14 protein-coding genes are annotated in these 17,632 nt (G+C 44.8%); 3 read left to right on the top strand and 11 right to left on the bottom strand.

The features are described from left to right. Positions 1–188 precede the first annotated feature (188 nt). The 4 genes from murB to NFR56_RS01860 all read right to left on the bottom strand — a co-directional run bounded on the left by murB (position 189) and on the right by NFR56_RS01860 (position 4,423). Positions 189–1,085, bottom strand: a complete 897-nt coding sequence (gene murB / locus NFR56_RS01875) for a UDP-N-acetylmuramate dehydrogenase (RefSeq protein WP_023918387.1) — start codon at positions 1,083–1,085, stop codon at positions 189–191. A 118-nt stretch (positions 1,086–1,203) separates the two neighbouring features. Continuing rightward, entirely contained in the window at positions 1,204–2,184 is a 981-nt protein-coding gene (locus NFR56_RS01870; RefSeq protein ID WP_155167645.1) for a hypothetical protein, read from the bottom strand. An 83-nt stretch (positions 2,185–2,267) separates the two neighbouring features. Next, positions 2,268–3,134: a homoserine kinase gene (gene thrB, locus NFR56_RS01865; protein WP_155167643.1), complete on the bottom strand. Its 867-nt coding sequence runs from the start codon at positions 3,132–3,134 to the stop codon at positions 2,268–2,270. A 2-nt stretch (positions 3,135–3,136) separates the two neighbouring features. Next, positions 3,137–4,423 (bottom strand): homoserine dehydrogenase, encoded by a 1,287-nt coding sequence (locus NFR56_RS01860; RefSeq protein ID WP_251457345.1) that lies wholly within the window; start codon positions 4,421–4,423, stop codon positions 3,137–3,139. Positions 4,424–4,598: 175 nt separating this feature from the next. Here NFR56_RS01860 and NFR56_RS01855 point away from each other — a divergent pair, with 175 nt between their 5' ends. Beyond that, on the top strand, positions 4,599–5,477 hold the full coding sequence (locus NFR56_RS01855) for a polysaccharide deacetylase family protein (protein ID WP_251457343.1): 879 nt from the start codon (positions 4,599–4,601) through the stop codon (positions 5,475–5,477). A 185-nt stretch (positions 5,478–5,662) separates the two neighbouring features. On the opposite strand, the gene NFR56_RS01850 is transcribed toward NFR56_RS01855, so the two are convergent. Together NFR56_RS01850 and NFR56_RS01845 are read right to left on the bottom strand one after the other, a co-directional pair. After that, a complete protein-coding gene (locus NFR56_RS01850; protein ID WP_155167637.1) occupies positions 5,663–6,232 on the bottom strand; it encodes an HD domain-containing protein in 570 nt (189 codons plus the stop codon). Between the two features lie 99 nt (positions 6,233–6,331). Continuing rightward, a complete protein-coding gene (locus tag NFR56_RS01845) occupies positions 6,332–6,901 on the bottom strand; it encodes a TetR/AcrR family transcriptional regulator (protein ID WP_003010925.1) in 570 nt (189 codons plus the stop codon). A 129-nt stretch (positions 6,902–7,030) separates the two neighbouring features. Between NFR56_RS01845 and NFR56_RS01840 the strand changes: the two genes are divergently transcribed. After that, positions 7,031–7,873, top strand: a complete 843-nt coding sequence (locus tag NFR56_RS01840) for a DegV family protein (RefSeq protein WP_155167635.1) — start codon at positions 7,031–7,033, stop codon at positions 7,871–7,873. A 193-nt stretch (positions 7,874–8,066) separates the two neighbouring features. On the opposite strand, the gene NFR56_RS01835 is transcribed toward NFR56_RS01840, so the two are convergent. Genes NFR56_RS01835 through NFR56_RS01820 form a run of 4 tightly spaced genes read right to left on the bottom strand, consistent with a single transcriptional unit; the run spans position 8,067 to position 15,251 of the window. Continuing rightward, positions 8,067–9,713, bottom strand: a complete 1,647-nt coding sequence (locus NFR56_RS01835) for a hypothetical protein (protein WP_201087741.1) — start codon at positions 9,711–9,713, stop codon at positions 8,067–8,069. Beyond that, positions 9,703–10,446, bottom strand: coding sequence for an ABC transporter ATP-binding protein (locus NFR56_RS01830; RefSeq protein ID WP_003010968.1), 744 nt, complete (start codon positions 10,444–10,446; stop codon positions 9,703–9,705). The genes NFR56_RS01835 and NFR56_RS01830 overlap by 11 nt, the downstream gene beginning before the upstream one ends. Positions 10,447–10,485: 39 nt before the next feature. Further along, the gene (locus tag NFR56_RS01825) at positions 10,486–12,117 is read right to left on the bottom strand and encodes a M20/M25/M40 family metallo-hydrolase (protein WP_251457340.1); all 1,632 of its coding nucleotides are present in this window, start codon (positions 12,115–12,117) and stop codon (positions 10,486–10,488) included. Positions 12,118–12,140: 23 nt separating this feature from the next. Then, a complete protein-coding gene (locus tag NFR56_RS01820) occupies positions 12,141–15,251 on the bottom strand; it encodes a CocE/NonD family hydrolase (RefSeq protein ID WP_134974573.1) in 3,111 nt (1,036 codons plus the stop codon). Positions 15,252–15,423: 172 nt separating this feature from the next. Between NFR56_RS01820 and NFR56_RS01815 the strand changes: the two genes are divergently transcribed. Further along, positions 15,424–16,905, top strand: a complete 1,482-nt coding sequence (locus NFR56_RS01815) for an alpha-amylase (RefSeq protein ID WP_251457336.1) — start codon at positions 15,424–15,426, stop codon at positions 16,903–16,905. 331 nt (positions 16,906–17,236) lie between these two features. On the opposite strand, the gene trxA is transcribed toward NFR56_RS01815, so the two are convergent. Beyond that, positions 17,237–17,551 carry a thioredoxin gene (trxA, locus tag NFR56_RS01810; RefSeq protein WP_003002728.1) on the bottom strand — a complete coding sequence of 105 codons (315 nt, stop codon included), beginning with the start codon at positions 17,549–17,551 and terminating at the stop codon, positions 17,237–17,239. Positions 17,552–17,632 lie beyond the last annotated feature (81 nt).

Raw genomic sequence — 17,632 nt, 5'->3', positions numbered from 1 at the left:
TACTGCAATTACCAAACTGCTTTTCAAACGAAAATGCAGCGGCTGACAGGAAGACCTGTCAGACCACCAATACCTCTCGGGGACTTACTAGACTGCCCCACCTATTTACGGTATCGATAGGCACTCACCCCCTCTCCGACTGATGCTATCGATGGTTCACTATCAATTGTTCTTCAATACTTAAGCTCTTAGGCTTGGCCGATAATACGAACTTCTGGTTCTAAACGGACGCCTGAATGAGCTTCTACTGCCTCAATGACATGGGCGATCAAATCTTCGTAGTCCTTAGCTGTTCCATTATCGACATTGACCATAAAGCCGGCATGCTTTTCAGAAACTTCCACACCACCGATTCGATAGCCTTTTAGACCTGCTTCACTGATCAATTGACCTGCAAAATGACCGACAGGACGCTTAAAGACAGATCCACAAGAAGGGTATTCAAGGGGTTGTTTCAACTGACGAAGATGGGTCAACCGATCCATCTCCTGCTTGATCGCCTCGTGATTGCCTGGTGACAAAGCAAATTTGGCAGAGATGACAACAGCGCCTGTCTCTTGAATCTTAGAATGACGGTAGCCAAAAGCTAGTTCACTCGCTGACAGAGTTTCGATCTCTCCGTCTTTGGTCAAGACCTTACAGGATACAAGGACATGCGCGATCTCTCCCCCATAGGCTCCCGCATTCATAAAGACAGCACCACCGACACTGCCTGGAATGCCACTAGCAAACTCGAAGCCTTTCAAACTATGGTGCAAGGCCACATGAGTGGTGTCGATGAGTTTAGCTCCTGCCTCTGCTTCGATCACATAGCCGTCCACACTGATGTCACGCAAGCGATCAAACATAATGACAAATCCCGGAATGCCCCCATCACGGACAATGATATTGGACGCATTGCCCAGGACCATCCATGGGATTTGCTCTTGGTTGGCAAATTGGACGATGCGTTTTAATTCGTATTGATTGCGAGGAAAGGCTAAAAATTCAGCATTCCCACCTACCTTTGTGAAGGTATAATATTTTAAAGGTTCTTGAAAACGGATATCAATCCCTTCAAGAATTTGATTCATTTTTTCATTCATCTTTCTGTCTGTTCTCTCTCTATAAAAATACAAACTATTATACCAAATTTTTGACTATTTTTCGACCCTAAAAAACAAAAGAAGACCTATAATATTCAGGCCTTCCTTTTATCATTCACTATGCAATTTTACGAGCGATAGTACGATTCTTCTGTCCATCCAGAGCTGATTTGACCGAAATCCAAGCACCACCAAGAGTGAAGACAGCTAAGAGTCCTAGATTCAAGTAAAATTTATCTGGGACGTCCCCTGAGAATGTCGCTTCATTGAGAAGCGTCCAGGACATACCAAATGGCAAATCCAGTTCACTCATGAGCGCCAACGTATAATCTAATTGGTTGACCAAAAAGACCGTCAAGACCATCAATATAGCTGAAACTACCACACCTTTTTTAGTCAATTTCTTACCAAGGATCTCATAACCTTTGATAGTACAATAACCGAGGGCAGCCCCTGCTAAAACAGATACATAGCCAAGACGCGCTACCAAGAGGGCAACTGCTCCACCGATGATTACACCGATCACAGCCCCTACAATCCCTAAAAGGAAGTTTTCTTCCCGCGCTTCATAAGCCTCAACTGTATCTTGCACTTCGGCTTGGTAAGCTCTAAAGGTTGCATCGTCGATTAAGAAGATCGCATCTCCAATTTGATACAGACCAATTGGTCCTTCCTCACCCGTTTGCGCATTCACTTGCACAAATTGGTGGTTGAGCAAGAAATCAACAATATCTTGGATAGCTGTCCATAAGGTTTCGACAGCCTTGCCTTTGGTCATTCCACCTTTGACGACGATCGAGGTCAAATAACCATCAGAAGAGATAGCATTAAAGGCTTTTGATTGTTCTTTTAATTCATTCCAAAGAATTTCACTATCTTCGATCAAGTCTCCTTCGGAACCTTGTTTCACACTGAGTGAAATGGTAAATACATTCTTGGTTTGAGCGCCTTCAATGACTAACAAGAAGCCTTCACGCTCTCCATACATCACACAGGCTTCGCCATCAAATTGCAGCCCAAGATCGGTAGCAATACTATATAAATATTCTGGTTTCATGTTTCCCCCTAAACTTTCGGGAAAGCTTGAGCTTTTCCCCATACAATTCCCATTCTACCATAGGAGAAGCAAAAAGGACATATACATTTGTATACATCCTTCTTTCATTTGTGTTACATTGAGGTTTATTTCTCAACACGAACGCCAAATGTGTCAATTTTAAGTTGGAAAATCTGACCATCTAGCCCGAGTTTTTCGAGAGCTGCGACAAAGGCTGCTGTATGCTCTGGCGCTAAGAGGTTCATGATCGTTGGGCCTGCTCCCGACAGATAGGTGGCGTAAGCCCCATGCGCGTGTGCTACTTCTTTGACCTGAGGGAACTCTTTGACAAGAGATTGACGGTAGCGCTCGTGGAAATGATCTGACTCGATGGAGCGACCAGCCGTCAGCAAATCTCCCTTGAGGAGAGCTGCGATAGCGACATTGGCTACGCTACTAGCTGCAACTGCTTCCTTATAAGACCATTCTTTCGGTAGGACATTCCGACTATCACTGGTCTTCAATTGGTAGCTCGGTACAAAGGCCACAAGGTCACAGCTTGGAAAGTCAGCCGTGACATATTGGACATCTTCACCGATGTAGCTCGCGATGACCATATTCCCAAAGATAGCCGGAGCTACATTATCCGGATGACCTTCGATCTCGGTCGCGATGCGTAATTTCTCAGCGTCTGATAGCTGGAGGTTAGCTAATTGGTTGGCCAATTCAATCCCTGCGACAATGACCGAGCTAGAAGAACCAAGACCACGCGCCAAGGGCACTTCACTAGTCATCTTGATCCGATGAGGCTGCATATCAGTTGAGATAGAAAGAGATGTTGAGAGCAAGAGGTTTTTCTCATCTGTCGGAATCCCTGCTCCTAGATCATGCTCAATGAACCAAGCATCAGCTGGTTCAAGGACTTCAATGGTCAAATAGCGAGTCACGGCAATCCCAACCGAATCAAATCCTGGCCCTACATTGGCACTTGTTGCTGGAACAATAATTTTCATGCTTATTCTCCCAAGACTTTAAAGGTATTCAAGAGTTCGAAATTCGCCTCTGAATCCAATTTTTCAACCAAGTTCTTGAATTGTGTTTGGTTGACTTGGTGGGTAATGATGACGACACTTGCAAATTGACCATCTGAGTCCTCTTGAAGGATTTGCTTGAAGGAAGCTCCTTCTGCATTAAAGATTTCCGAAAGACGCAAGATTTGACCAGTCGCATCTGGTGCCTTGATTGAGAAGTAATAATTGTTCTTCACGTCTTCTGGCTTAGCCAATTTAAGAGGGCGGCTGTATTCATTGAAGGCTTTACCGATTGTTCCTTCTTTTAGTCGACGGACAATGCGAACGAGGTCGGCTACGACACTTGTCGCAGTTGGTTTTTGACCAGCACCTGGTCCGTAGTACATAGACTCACCAATACCGATGGATTCCACATAGACCGCATTCATAACGTCGTTCACGCCAGCAAGTGGATGTTGTTTTGGAAGGAAGGTTGGTGTTACTTCTGCTGCGATCCCTGATTCTGTTTCAACGATAGATCCGACCAGCTTGATAACATATCCAAGGCTTTGAGCAACCGATACATCCTGAGGAGTGATCTGGCTGATTCCTTTGTGACCTACTTGGTCAAATTGGATGTTCATCCCAAAGGCAAATTGGCTCAAGATTACCATCTTGTAGGCAGCATCGATCCCTTCGACGTCATTGGTTGGATCACTTTCAGCGTAACCAAGACGTTGCGCTTCTGCTAAAGCATCCTCATAAGTCCAGCCTTCTTCGACCATTTTAGTCATCATGAAGTTAGAGGTTCCATTGACCACACCGAGCACTTTGGTCACCTTGTCAGAAGCAAGGGAATTGACCAAGGTCCGAAGGATTGGGATCCCACCAGCTACGGCAGCTTCGTAATAAAGTGCCACTTTGTGTTTTTGAGCAATCTCTAGCAACTCGCTTCCATGAACGGCAAGAAGGTCTTTGTTAGCAGAAACTACATGCTTGCCTGCTTCCAGCGCACGGGTGATAAAGGTCTTAGCTGGCTCGATACGACCCATCAATTCGACCACGATGGCAATGTCCTTGTCTTCAATGATCTCATCAACATTGGTCACAAAGTTGTAGTTGTGACCAGCAGCTTGCAATTTTTCCTTTTCCGCATCATCACGAACCAAGACCTTAGCGATCTCGATTTCATCTTGAGCTGCCTGGGTGATTTTTTCATGGTTTTCTTTTAATAAAAATGGTACGCCACTTGCAACAGTACCAAATCCTAGTAAGGCAATCTTAACAGACATCCTATTGACTCCTTGAATTTTCTATAGTAGCTCCATTATAACAAAAACTTGAGCGTTTGACAGCCAATTGCCTTAAAAATTCTGAATTTTCATGACAGGATCTGCCTGTAGCAAGTTCTGGAAAAGAACATAGAATTTGTGGTACAATAAAGAAAATAATGAAAACGGTGACACTATGAGTAAACGAAGAGTACCTAAAAAAATCAAAGCCCTACTTGGAATCAATGCCCTCCTCCTAGTCTGTATCTTTATTTGTAGCTTTCTTCTGATCAAACGGATCACTCAGCCGAGTGACGGGAATACCAGTGGCACTGCCGTAACGCGTTCTCTCGAGGAAGGTAGCTCCTCTATCGAGTGGACTCGTGTGAAAAAGCCGGTCAAACTGCCCATCCTCATGTACCACTCCGTGCACAATATGGCCGAGTCTGAAGCTGCCAATGCTAATTTGATCGTCGATCCAGAAACCTTTGAAAGCCAACTAAAGGCCCTAAAAAAAGCGGGTTACTACACCCTGACACCTGGGGAAGCCTATCGCATCCTCGTCAAGAACGAAGTACCCAAAGGAAAGAAATATGTCTGGTTGACCTTTGATGATGGTGTCGAGGATTTCTATACCATCGTCTATCCGCTTCTCAAAAAATATAAGATGACCGCCACCAACAATATCATCACGGACTTTACCCAAAAGAAAAAAGAAAATGTCCTGACCTTTGACCAAATCAAAGAGATGAAAAATGCTGGCTTGACCTTTGAAAGTCATACAGTCAATCATCCAGACCTAGCCAATTCCAGTCTTGAAACCCAAAAGAATGAGCTAGTCGCTTCTAAACGCCTGCTAGATAAGGTGCTGTATCAAAATACTAGCGTTATCGTCTACCCATCCGGTCGCTACAGTCAGGTCACGATCGACCAAGCTAAGAAAGCTGACTACAAACTTGGCCTCACCACTAAAAATGGACTAGCCAGCTCCGCTGATGGACTCTATTCCCTCAAACGAGTTCGGATCCTTCCAACCACTACAGGAGAGGACCTCCTAGCCATGATCCAAGAATAAAGAAAGAGAGTGGTACAGAAATCGGTAATTCGTTAGAATTCGATTTCGTCGTCCCACCTTCGCACAGTTGAGTAGGGCTGCAAAAGCTGATGAAATCAGCGTAGAAGAGCCCACTCAACCACTGCGTCTTGCTCAACAATCCAAAAATAATTGAGAGGCTAGGACTTTTGTCCCAGCCTCTTTTGTTAGAGTTCCTTCTCTAGTTCTTTTAGAAAGGTGATTAAAAATTGATGGCGACTTTCTGCTATTTGCTTAGCAGTCTCCGTGTTCATTTCATCTTTTAAGAGAAGCAACTTGTCGTGGAAATGTTGGACGGTATCAGTGAGGGACCTCCCTTTGTGGCCACCATAGGAAAATGTTCGCGCAATTCCTACAGCTCCTATCGCATCCAGGCGGTCTGCATCCTGGACAATCTTGCCTTCTAAGGTTTCTGGATGTTTCCCGCGATTTTTGCTGAAAGAAACAGCATTGATAACCCGACAAATCTGGTCGATTTGGTCTTTAGGAATACCGATTTCTTCTAGAAACATGCGAGCATTCGCATTATTCTCAGTTTGAAACAATTTATCATCATCAGCATCGTGAAGAAGAGCTGACAAGCCCACTATCTCCAGATCACATGGACCTTCTGCTTGTGCGATTCTCATAGCATTGGTAAAGACGCGGAGAGTATGATCCACATCATGGCCATCCGCTCGATCAGCAAATAAGGTTTTCACATACTGCTTAGCAGCAAAAATTCGTTCTTCGATCATCGTTCTTGTCCTTTGTACAATCTGTGCTCAGTTTTATCTATTCATTTGAACTAGTTATGGAGATGTGCAGTTTACTTTAAAACCACCTCTCGGTGGTGTTTACTTTTTCTTTTGTGGAAAGAGGGGTAGGCCTAACGTAGCGATCTTCTCAGCGGGAATCTTCATGCCATCCTTGATCCATTTGGAGATGACAGAGACAATGGCTGAGCTCCAGAAGGAATTGAGGTAGCTGCCAGCGCCATTCGAGGAGCTGCCATTTCGTTTTTCTAGAAAATCATAGACTGCCTTGGTCAAGAGCCGCTCGAAATTGTAATCAATAGCCAGGCTAATGATCTTGGCTTCTTTCTTGACTTCCTTAAAGAGGTAGACCCAGACTTGGTAGAGGTCTGTCTTGAGATTGTAGCCATCTAAAGACTTGGTAATCTTTGCGATACTAGATTGAAAGATGGACTCTAGAATCTCTTCTTTGGAGTCATAATTACGGTAAAAGGCTGCGCGAGAGACACCGGCACGCTGAACCAGCTCAGAGATGGTGATCTTTTTCAGATCTTTTTTCTCCAACAATTGCAGGAGAGAGATTTCGATGGATTCTCGTGTAATCGCATTGTTTTCTCGGTTAAATCGTTTGAGATTTTCCAAGGATTTCTCGGATATTTTTCTTTCTGCCATAACATTTACTTTCTATCTGTCTCACCTGATGATATCTGCTTGGATAGCATTGTACTTCATGATATAATTGTAAAAGAAGACATACTACTTGTCAATGTACATTTTTATACAATTATGAGGTATGAACTGATGAAATGGAAAATTATTGCGGATTCAGGCTGTGACTACCGCTCTTTGGACAATCTGGCACCGGATACGGAGTTTGTCAGTGTCCCATTGACCATCCAAGTGGGAGAGACCATCTATACAGATGACGCCCAACTCAATATCGATCAGATGATGGAAGAGATGTATGCGACTACGACAGCTTCTAAGTCTGCCTGTCCAAGTCCAGATGATTATATGAAGTCCTTTGAAGGAGCTGAAAATATCGTCGTTGTGACCATCACTGGAACCCTTTCAGGTAGCTATAATAGTGCTGAGGTGGCCAAGAAGATTTATCTAGAAGAGCATCCGAATACCAATATCCACGTCATTAATAGCTTGTCAGCTGGGGGTGAGGTGGACCTGATCGTTCGCAAGCTCAATCAGTTGGTCGCTGAAGGCCTCGATTTTGATCAAGTAGTCGATGTGATCACGACCTACCAGTCTAAGACGAAGTTGCTCTTTGTTTTGGCCAAGGTTGATAATCTGGTCAAAAATGGGCGTCTCAGCAAATTGATCGGGACTGTTGTCGGTCTCCTCAATATCCGTATGGTTGGGGAAGCTAGTAAGACGGGTACTCTTGAGCTACTCCAAAAAGCACGGGGCCAAAAGAAAGCGATCAAGGCAGCTTTTGATGAATTAATCAAGGCAGGCTATAATGGCGGACATATTACCATTGCCCACCGCAACAATGAAAAATTTATCGAGCAATTCTCTGCATTGGTTCGTGAAAAATTTGCCCGTGCAAACATCGAAGTCCTTCCTACTTCCGGACTTTGTAGTTTCTACGCCGAAGAAGGCGGGCTCCTCATGGGATATGAGATTTAAGTTACCACTAAAAAGAGGCTAGGACAAAAGTCCTAGCCTCTCAATTGTTTTTGGATTGTCGAGCAAGACGCAGTGGTTGAGTGGGCTCTACTAAGCTGATTTCATCAACTTTACAGCCCTACTCAACTGTGCGGAGGTGGGACGACGAAACCGAATTCTAACGAATGACCGATTTCTGTCCTACTCTCTCTTTTTATTCTCCGATCTCTTGGTAGAGAGTGCGGATTTTTTTGCGGTAGATGGTCGAACTGATCCCAGCTCCGATTAGCAGGATGACACTATAAAGGATCACAGCCAGCAGGGTGCTGACGGAATGATAGGTCCAAATGAAGCTAACAATGATCAAGAGAAACATCACAAAGATAAAGACAATCAAGAGGATAGACTGAAGAACTGCATTCCCACGATGACGGGTCATCAACTCTGTGATATTGGTCCAATTGGTACTAAAATTTTGAAAATCTTTGACATAGTCTCGAATGCAGATCGGAATGGTGGTTACGACCCAGATCAGCAACATGGCAAGGATGGCCAAGGGATGCACACCAAAATAGAGACAAACACCAACCAGAAGAATGACAGGAAGGATAGATTGCACCAGATAGAGCAACCAAAATTTCATAAAGAGATAGCGTTTAAAATCAATAGGGAGCGATCTCAAGTATTCAAAGTTTTCGCGCTCTAGCGAAATACCGATACTGGTCAAGCCTCCAAAACTATTGAAAACACCGATCAAGATGGCAACAAGGGTCAGTGGTACCAGATACTGGGGTGTTAAGTAAGGACTGAGGCCCCCTATATTTTTTGATGCTCCTGCTGCTCCACTGAGGAGGAAAATATATGGCAGAATACTCATCATCAAGAGGACTTGCACCATAAGGGTTCCATCGCTCAAGAGTCTGCGATGATACTGAATGACAAATCGTCTAAAGGAGTCTTTCTGACCCACATGGAGCACTTTCACGCGCTCTTTAACGGTTTGGTTGGTCGCAACTGCAAGGGCCGCATCATAGAACTGCGGGATCACGATTTTGCGAACCAGGCCAATCAAGACCAAAAGCACCAGGATCCAGCCTAAGAGGCCCAGGAGCGCTTCTCCATCAAAAGGATTGAGGATGAACTGATGAAAAGCCGTAAAAGGTGGAAATAGAATGGGAATATCCGTTCCACCCGACACCTCTACCCGGTGAGTTTGGACTAGATTGAGATAGAGATAAGCTCCTAGACTCAGAAGGGAACCAATTCCGACCATGATGTTGGAGACCAGGGTCGTATGTTTTTTAAAAAACACGGTCTTGGTAATCAAATGAGCTAGGATGATCGTCGCTAAAAAGAGAACGCCTAAGAGAATTAAGGCACAAAAGAGGCCTAGCAGGATCCCTAACGGATTGAAGCCGCCTGCTTGGACAGGCAGAATCAGAAAATAGCTGACCAAGGGAAGGATAGCCATGAGGAGGGTCAGGATGACCGAGATACTCTTTCCAGCAATGACTTCCGCATCTGAGAAGGCATAGGGCCGGTAAAACTGGAGGTCCTTGCTTTCATAAAAGACATTGTAAAAACTCATAAAGCCTTGGGAAATGGTCATCAAGGAAAAGAGGGCGACCATATTGACAAAGAAGGCTGGTTGATGGACAAAATCATAGATGCTAAAGAGCAAGCCAAATATGAGGAAATAGACCAATCCTAAAAAGAGGTAGTTGAGCACCGATTTGCGGGCGACATTGAGTTTGACGTCCGGTTTTTTGGCCTGTTTGGCACGTAATTTTGCGATCTGAGCAGGCTGACTGGCATAGATGATATTAACATTGACCAGCTGCTGGATGATCTTAAGACGCATGATCGCCACCTTCTTCCTTCCGACCCGCTAGGCTGAGATAGATACTTTCCAGACTTTGTTCAGGATGCTGGCCCTTTAATTCCTCGATCGTCCCATAGAAAATGAGATTTCCCTTTTTGAGAATGGCGATTTTATCACAGAGTTGTTCGGCCACTTCTAAGACGTGAGTAGAGAAAATGACCGTCTTTCCCCGATCCGCATGCTGGCGCATCATTTGTTTTAAATCGTAAGAAGCCTGTGGGTCCAAACCGGTCATCGGTTCGTCCAAGACCCAGATATCCGGATCTGACAAGAGGGCTGCAATGACGAAGACCTTCTGGCGCATCCCATGTGAAAAGGATTCAATCACTTCATAGCGGTGGCTCTGAAAATCAAAGATCCTGAGAAGCTCTTCCAAGCGTTGGTCACAGTCTTTCTGACTCATATCATAAGAGGTCGCAACCAACTCCCAGAATTCATTGGCTGTGAGACGCAAGAAAAGATCTGGCGAATCCGCCACATAACCGATCTTCTTCTTGATCGCCAGCCGATGGCTATAGAGGTCCTGACCATCCACTTCAATGGATCCAGTGGTTGGGGTGATGACACTGACCAGGCTCTTAATCGTCGTGGACTTTCCAGCACCGTTGTGGCCAATCAGGCCGACAATTTGCCCATCCTCGATGGTCAGATCCAAGTGGTTGAGGGCAATGTGCCCATCGTAATCTTTGGTAACTCCGTGAAATGTAATCATGTTAACTCCCTAATTGATCCTCATTGGGACCGTTTTTTCTTATTCTGTTGATAAGCGATCATCGAAATGGTAGAGCAATTCTAACAGATAGTTTGGAATGGTCTCCAAGAAGTCTTCTTTATAGACCCGCTCTCCTCGCTTATGCAATTCTTTACCCCAAGGGCCTAGATTGACCGCTGGAACCTGAATTTGAGCAATTTTTTCCAGATCCAGATCATAGACCTGAGCTGGTGTAGCTAGGCTATCTAAGACGACTTGATAAGAGGCCACATCCTTTTCCAAGGCACAATAACTGGTGTCGTTAATCCCCATAAAGTATTCTTCGACTTTTAAGTGGTAACCTCTTTGGTCCAGATACTCTCGGTAATCAGTGATGAGGGACACGATATTGAAATCGGTATTGTCTAAAAAGCGGCAATTCATGGAAGGATAATAGGGGGGCGCAAAACCGATGACCACCATAGGATCCTTATCTCCGAGAAACTCAAGGAGTCGCTGGATTTGCTGAATTGCAAGGCTCTGGTAGCTGGTTCCATTACGAAAATCTTGCTCCGCTTTTTGGTTAGATCTTTCTTTAAAGGCTTGGTAGCCCTCTAAGGCTTGGCAACGTTCCTCTAGCTCTTGATAGGTGATGACTCTTGGTCTTGCAATAATATGGTCTTGGCCAGCCTGATCCTGCAAGTGCTCATACTTCTTATAAAAGGCATCCAAGGCCTCTTGACTAAGCTCATAGATTCGTTGCAAGATCTCTTGGGGTGTTTTCTTCAAATGCAATACACTGAAATAACCAGCCGCATAGAGCACGGTCGATACATCGTACTGCTCCTTCAAATCTCTGAGATAGGACCAAGAAGGAAGAGGAGACGTTTCTCCCAAGGCCTGATCTGCCAGATCGGGATGAAGATCCAGCTGGCTTGCAATGACTACTAAGAGCGACAAGGCATTGATCCCTTTAAGAGGTTCCTTCATATGGGACAAGACACCTTGCGCCACAACGACTGGCATTAGTTTACCGACTGTGCCAATGTGAAGGACCTTTTCTTTTCCTACTTCCGATTCAAAGGGCTCTGAATCCACTGCCAATACATAATTCAGATCAAACTTTTCCTGCAAATCTGTGAGGAGGCCCAAGGCTCCACGCATCCCACGTGAATAGGATTCCTCATCCCCAACAGAGAGATAGAGCAGATTGACCTGACCTTCTGTGGGGTCTGCTGCATAGGCTTCCAGAACCCCCAATTGAAGGGCTAGGGCTGCTTTCATATCGCAAGACCCTCTGCCAAATTTCCAATCCCCAGAAGCTAAATCTTCCTGCATATCTGGTCGCATATCCAGTGTTTTCAAGGCTTCTGCTACTTGATCAGAATCGAGCGCGATCTCTGACAAATTTCCATAGTCTTCTAGATCGACTGTATCATGGTGGTGGAAAAGGATCACTGTTTTTTTCTTGCCCTTATCAACCAAGGCCCAATTGACCGACCGACGCAAGTGATCCTGTGGCACCTGATAGCGCCCAAAATGGTCCAGATGTTCCTTGAAATAGGGGATTTGTCCAATCCGTTGATCCAGGTAGGCTTCGATTCCTTGCTCGGTCTCAGTATTGGTGAAGCTTGGAATCGCCAAGGCTTCGGAAAAAATCGTTTCGATGCTCTCTCTATTGGTGGTTTTCACTTTCTCTCCATCCTTCTTTTCTACTATTCATCTTTGTGAGCTTTGCCAAGTGACAAAAGGCTGGTGAGCATGAGTCCTAGGAAGCCAAAGAGAGTCCAAGAGCTTGTTGCTTGACCTGTTTTTGGAAGGCTTGGTTGGCTTGTCACTTCTATCTTATCTTTATCAGCTCTTTGAGCCAATTCTTGTGCAGTTTCTTCTTTTTGTTCCTTACGGAAGTCCATCGGATCTCGACCGTGGCTTGGTTTTTGAGGAATTTCAGAAATAGCTGGATTGGTTGGCGTCATTGGATTACTTGGAACAATTGGTTTTTCCGCTTGATCTACTGGACTTGGGTCTTGTTCAGGATCTACTTTTGGTTGAATGGTTGCAATTGGCAAGATCCGATCTGCCAATGACGCATAGTCTGTATCTTTTTCACTTGGTTGATAACGGAACAAGAGAGATCGACTGTCTTCTACGATTGGAATCGTTGCAGAAATAGAATCTGTCTTGAAGGTCACTTCATAAGGATCTGCAAAATAGATGTAATCTGGATCATAGGTGTGCAAACTCAAAACCAGTCGATGGCCTTTTTTCACTGTATAGAGATTTGGTTGCAGATACATGGTGTAATCATGATATTCGTTTTCTTTCAGATCAATAGAATGACTAGAACTTGCTGAGTCATAGCGAGATGCTGGATTGGCCAGATTCATCCAACCACGCGCAATCACCACACTCTTAACCTTGTGGGTCTTGTAACGTTTGAGAGGCAAGGTTTCAAGGTTGCTACCATTCCAGTAGCCTGTCTCATCGATGGTTTCTTTTTCCAATGTGCGCGTGCTATAACCGTCTTTGTCATAGGTGATTTCTTCTTTGACCACATCAAAGTCTTCGTCTGAAACATCCATCAGGGTCGCACTGACATGAGCATGGTTTTTGTCTCCCTTGACAAAAGCAGCGCTAAAATGCACAGGAATATGGCCTTTGATGGTGACATCTTGGTCGACGGTGGCTGCATAGGAAGCTGCCACTTCGGAAGAATGGAAGGCTGCATCTTGGTTACGTGTAGTCCAGTTATTTCCTGTACCATAGTAATCGCCAGTTACTGTCACATCCTCCCGTTTAGAGTAGATTCGAGCGGAGATGGCATTGTTGGTATCCCATTTATCAAAACGACGCCATTTACTTGGATCTAGATTGTCCTGAGCTGTTACTTGTGGAAGGTTTTCAATCCCATTTTCAATACCGTAGAGGTAATGGCTATACCAGAGATTCATCAGGTCATTAAAGGCTTGGCCTGCGACTTCTGTCCCTGACCAACGAGTAGATGGATAGATGTGATTGCCCTGGTGGAGCAAGACCTTGGCATCGATCCCCGCCTTTTTATAGGCTTCTAACATGAGTTCAAAATGTTTGGGTTTGACATTGTCATCATTGAGCCCTTGGATAATGAGAGGGGCCGCTTTCAGATTGGCTGCATTGAGCGTGTAGTCGCGTTTAGCATATTCTTCGTTGTAATTATGACCATCCTTGTGTTGGAGCTCATTGAGCTTGGTGATATAGGCTGCATAGTAATCCTTGACCTTGTCCCAATCTTCCTTGTCAAGGATACGACCAGAGGTATAGACAGATAACCAGGAAAGGTCATTGGAAGCTCCTGTATCAAGGGGAGAGCCTTGGCTGTTGAAATGGTCATACCAACTAGCAATCCCTGCGGCTGGCACAATGGTCTTGAGCCCTTCAACCCCAGTGGACGCTACACCAAATGTCGTCGTACCTGCCCAAGACAAGCCTGTCATAGCGACATTGCCGTTGGACCAGTCTGCCTTAACTTCCTGGTTGCTAGTCTTATCAGAGTAGGCTTTGCGTTTGCCATTGAGCCATTCAACGATATTTTTGTAAGCAGCTACTTCAAGGTCAGAGCCGGTCGTATTGATCCCGTCTGATCCTTTAGAGCCCAAACCACTACTGGTCACCACTGCATAGCCACGAACCAAGTAGTAATTGTACCAGTTGAGATTTTCATAGTCATAGTGTGTATAGTCATCCGAGCTTTCACGAGGATTGACATAGTACCATTCTTTTGGATCGGTCGCCTTGGCTACTTCTTCTGTCGTAACAGTCTTGGTTGCTTGGCGTTTGGCAGGTTTTTCATAGAGCTTGGCCATATCGAAGTTTCCACCTTCTTTGAGACCAATTCCCTCTAAGGTGCGCTCCTCTGTTGTTCCTGTTACATAAGGACTAGCTTCAAAGATGGACGCAGCTTTATAGTCCCCATTGACAGCAGCTTTTGGCACCTGCACAAAGGTCTTGACCAAGTCAGGCTTGCCGTCTCCATCCGTATCATAATCGGTTTCCACATAGACAATATAGCGGACGATGTCACTCTTGTCATAGGAGTAATGCTCCGGATCGTCCCCTGGCGTAAATGGGAAAATAGGTTGTGCTTTGCCATTCAAAAAGAGAGGTGACTTCTTGTCTGCGCGGTAAGCGGCACGGAGCTGTTTGGCTACATCAACCATTGAAGTGAGATTAGTAACTGGAGCAGATCCCTCCACTCCTTCCTTGACCATCCCTAGGCTCTTGGCAAAAGCTAATCGGTCTTTATCAGTAGATCCGACTTGATTTTCCTTGGTTGAAGCCCAGTTCAATAGTTGATTGACTGCCTCCGTCACAGTGACTTCTTTTTCACGATCCTGGTCGGTTACAGTTGCACCAGTAATTTCAGCCAAGTCTCCTTGGGTTACTTTTGGAGTCGCGCTCTCCTCTTGACTGCCAACGGTAGGCGTCGCAGGCACAGGGCTTGGCTGATTGGTTAGAGTGGACTCAACAGTTGGGGCGCTCACTACCGCTGGGCTTGACGCAGGTTCTTCATGTAGCTCAGTCGTCGGAGTAGTTGTCGGAGCGGTTGGCGAAGTGGTTGGTCGGTTAATTTCTGAAACCTCTTCCACTTTTTCAGGCTGTACGGTTTCTTTAGTGTCTCCTTGTGTTGAGGTCACTGTTTCAGTAACTTCAGGACTTGCCGTAGAAGGAGTAACCGTCTCCTCAGTAGTTGTGCTACTTACTTGGTCTGCTTGCACATGCTGGGCAAGTACAGCAGGACTAATCAGTAAACCTGCAACGAGTAGAGAAACAAGAGTTGTTTTTTTCATAAAATGGTCTCCTTTCACCATTTTCAAAGTCAGTCCTAGCGGAACCCGACTCTATTTTTTTATATTCTCACTTTATTTCTTTCATGTATGCGATTTCTTTTTTAGAAAGGGCTTGCTTCCAGCGCAAACGTTTGTGGCATCCAACTATTTTTGGTAAAATAGGGACATTCACATGAAAGAAGAAATAACGATGGAAAATCAAACCTTAATGCAATATTTTGAGTGGTATTTGCCCGCTGATGGGAACCACTGGTCGCGTCTTGCTGAAGATGCGCAACACTTAGCAGACTTGGGTATTCGCAAGGTCTGGATGCCGCCTGCCTTTAAAGCTACTTCTAACAATGACGTTGGGTACGGAGTCTATGACCTCTTTGATTTGGGCGAGTTCGATCAAAAAGGAACGGTTCGCACCAAATATGGCTTCAAAGACGATTATCTTCAAGCCATTCAAGCCCTCAAAGATGCAGGGATTCAACCAATGGCCGATGTCGTTCTCAACCATAAAGCTGCTGCCGATGGCTTAGAGGAATTCGAGGTCGTTGAGGTGGATCCAATGGATCGAAACAAGGTCCTCACTGAGCCCTTCACCATTCAAGGATGGACCAAATTCACCTTTGATGGCCGAAATGGCGCCTATAATGACTTCCACTGGCATTGGTACCATTTCACCGGTACGGACTACGATGCTTCTCGTAATAAGAATGGAATCTACCAAATCCAAGGGGACAACAAAGGTTGGGCTCATGGAGATCTGGTAGACAAAGAAAACGGAAACTACGATTACCTCATGTACGCCGATATCGATTTCAAACATCCCGAGGTTGTAGAAAATCTCGATCAATGGGCTGAATGGTTTATCGAAACGACAGGGGTTGAGGGCTTCCGTCTGGATGCAGTCAAACACATTGACTCCTTCTTTATGAAGAATTTCATCCACAATATTACCAAAAAATATGGTGAAGATTTCTACGTCTTTGGTGAATTTTGGAATGGGGACACAGAAACCAACGATGAGTACTTGGAAAGCATTGATTACCTGTATGACCTGGTCGACGTAGCCCTCCACCAAAATCTCTTCAGAGCTAGTCAAGAAGGTGAAAATTTCGACCTGCGAACTATTTTTGACGGAACACTAGCGCTCAATCATCCTGAAGAAGCCGTAACCTTTGTGGACAACCATGATACCCAACGAGGACAAGCCTTGGAATCTACCATTGAAGAATGGTTTAAGCCTGCAGCCTATGCCTTGATCTTACTTCGTGAAGCTGGTTTGCCTTGTGTCTTCTATGGAGACTACTACGGGATCGAGGGCAAATTTGCGCAAGAAAGTTTCCAAGAGGTTCTCGATCGCCTCTTATGGGTTCGTAAAGATCTGGCCTATGGGGAACAAACGGACTACTTCGATGATCCTAATTGCATCGGTTGGACACGTTCAGGTACAGAAGAATCAGCACCAATCGCCTGCTTAGTTTCGAATAACCAAGCCGCTACAAAAGTCATGGAGATCGGCTCATCCTACGCAGGCCTCACCTACTATGATGTCCTAGAAAATTGTAGCGAAACCGTCCAAGTCCAAGAAGACGGTACTGCCGAATTCCCAGTGGCAGAACGCTCCGTCAGTGTCTGGGTAGCCCAAGATACAGAGGGCCAATAACCTTTATATATGATTTTCTCCTAGGATCTACATTTTCCTAGGAGAATTTTTTCCTGTAAAAATTTTATAGGAAATACAGCTTCATTTTAGCACTATAAGAAAACGCTGTCAATGGGTATCACATCTATTTGAAAGAAATATAGAGCATCAAAAAAAGCTGGAAAAATTATCCAGCCTTCGATATTTGATAGAAATAACTGCATGACGCAGTGGTTGAGTGGGCTCTACTACGCTGATTTCATCAGCTTTTACAGCCCTACTCAACTGTGCGGAGGTGGGACGACGAAATCGAATTCTAAAGAATTACCGATTTCTGTCCCACTCTCTCTTTTTAGCTCAATTCTGCAATGATTTCTTTCAATTGGGCTTTCGTATGAACTCCAGCCACTTGTTTGACAACTTGTCCATCTTTTTTAAAGAGAAGAGTTGGAATCGACATGATACCGAATTGACGCGCTGTATTTGGATTTTCATCGACATCCATCTTACAGATTTTCAAATCATCTTCATGTACTTCTTCTGCCAACTGATCCAAGATTGGAGCTTGCATGCGGCATGGACCACACCAAGTTGCCCAAAAGTCAATCAGGACAAGGCCTTGGCTGGTTTCTTGTTCAAAAGTTGCATCTGTGATTACGTGTGCCATATTTCCTCCTTTTTCAGTAGTGACTACTGATTCTGCATTTCTACTTTTATTTTACACTAAATGATGCCATTTTAGAAATAT

Origin of the sequence: Streptococcus caecimuris, from assembly GCF_943193075.1 — a bacterium.
Lineage (GTDB): Bacteria > Bacillota > Bacilli > Lactobacillales > Streptococcaceae > Streptococcus > Streptococcus caecimuris.
The sequence above is the reverse complement of the archived record's forward strand: the minus strand, read 5'-3'. Positions and strand labels throughout refer to the sequence as shown.

Bases quoted from the DNA above. Each gene is read 5' to 3' on its own strand.
- trxA (WP_003002728.1), bottom strand. From the start codon at position 17,551: ATGGCACACGTAATCACAGATGCAACTTTTGAACAAGAAACCAGCCAA.
- NFR56_RS01870 (WP_155167645.1), bottom strand. From the start codon at position 2,184: ATGGGGAAAAGCTCAAGCTTTCCCGAAAGTTTAGGGGGAAACATGAAA.
- NFR56_RS01850 (WP_155167637.1), bottom strand. From the start codon at position 6,232: ATGATCGAAGAACGAATTTTTGCTGCTAAGCAGTATGTGAAAACCTTA.
- NFR56_RS01830 (WP_003010968.1), bottom strand. From the start codon at position 10,446: ATGATTACATTTCACGGAGTTACCAAAGATTACGATGGGCACATTGCC.
- thrB (WP_155167643.1), bottom strand. From the start codon at position 3,134: ATGAAAATTATTGTTCCAGCAACAAGTGCCAATGTAGGGCCAGGATTT.
- NFR56_RS01820 (WP_134974573.1), bottom strand. From the start codon at position 15,251: ATGAAAAAAACAACTCTTGTTTCTCTACTCGTTGCAGGTTTACTGATT.
- NFR56_RS01815 (WP_251457336.1), top strand. From the start codon at position 15,424: ATGAAAGAAGAAATAACGATGGAAAATCAAACCTTAATGCAATATTTT.
- NFR56_RS01855 (WP_251457343.1), top strand. From the start codon at position 4,599: ATGAGTAAACGAAGAGTACCTAAAAAAATCAAAGCCCTACTTGGAATC.
- murB (WP_023918387.1), bottom strand. From the start codon at position 1,085: ATGAATGAAAAAATGAATCAAATTCTTGAAGGGATTGATATCCGTTTT.
- NFR56_RS01835 (WP_201087741.1), bottom strand. From the start codon at position 9,713: ATGCGTCTTAAGATCATCCAGCAGCTGGTCAATGTTAATATCATCTAT.
- NFR56_RS01860 (WP_251457345.1), bottom strand. From the start codon at position 4,423: ATGTCTGTTAAGATTGCCTTACTAGGATTTGGTACTGTTGCAAGTGGC.
- NFR56_RS01840 (WP_155167635.1), top strand. From the start codon at position 7,031: ATGAAATGGAAAATTATTGCGGATTCAGGCTGTGACTACCGCTCTTTG.
- NFR56_RS01845 (WP_003010925.1), bottom strand. From the start codon at position 6,901: ATGGCAGAAAGAAAAATATCCGAGAAATCCTTGGAAAATCTCAAACGA.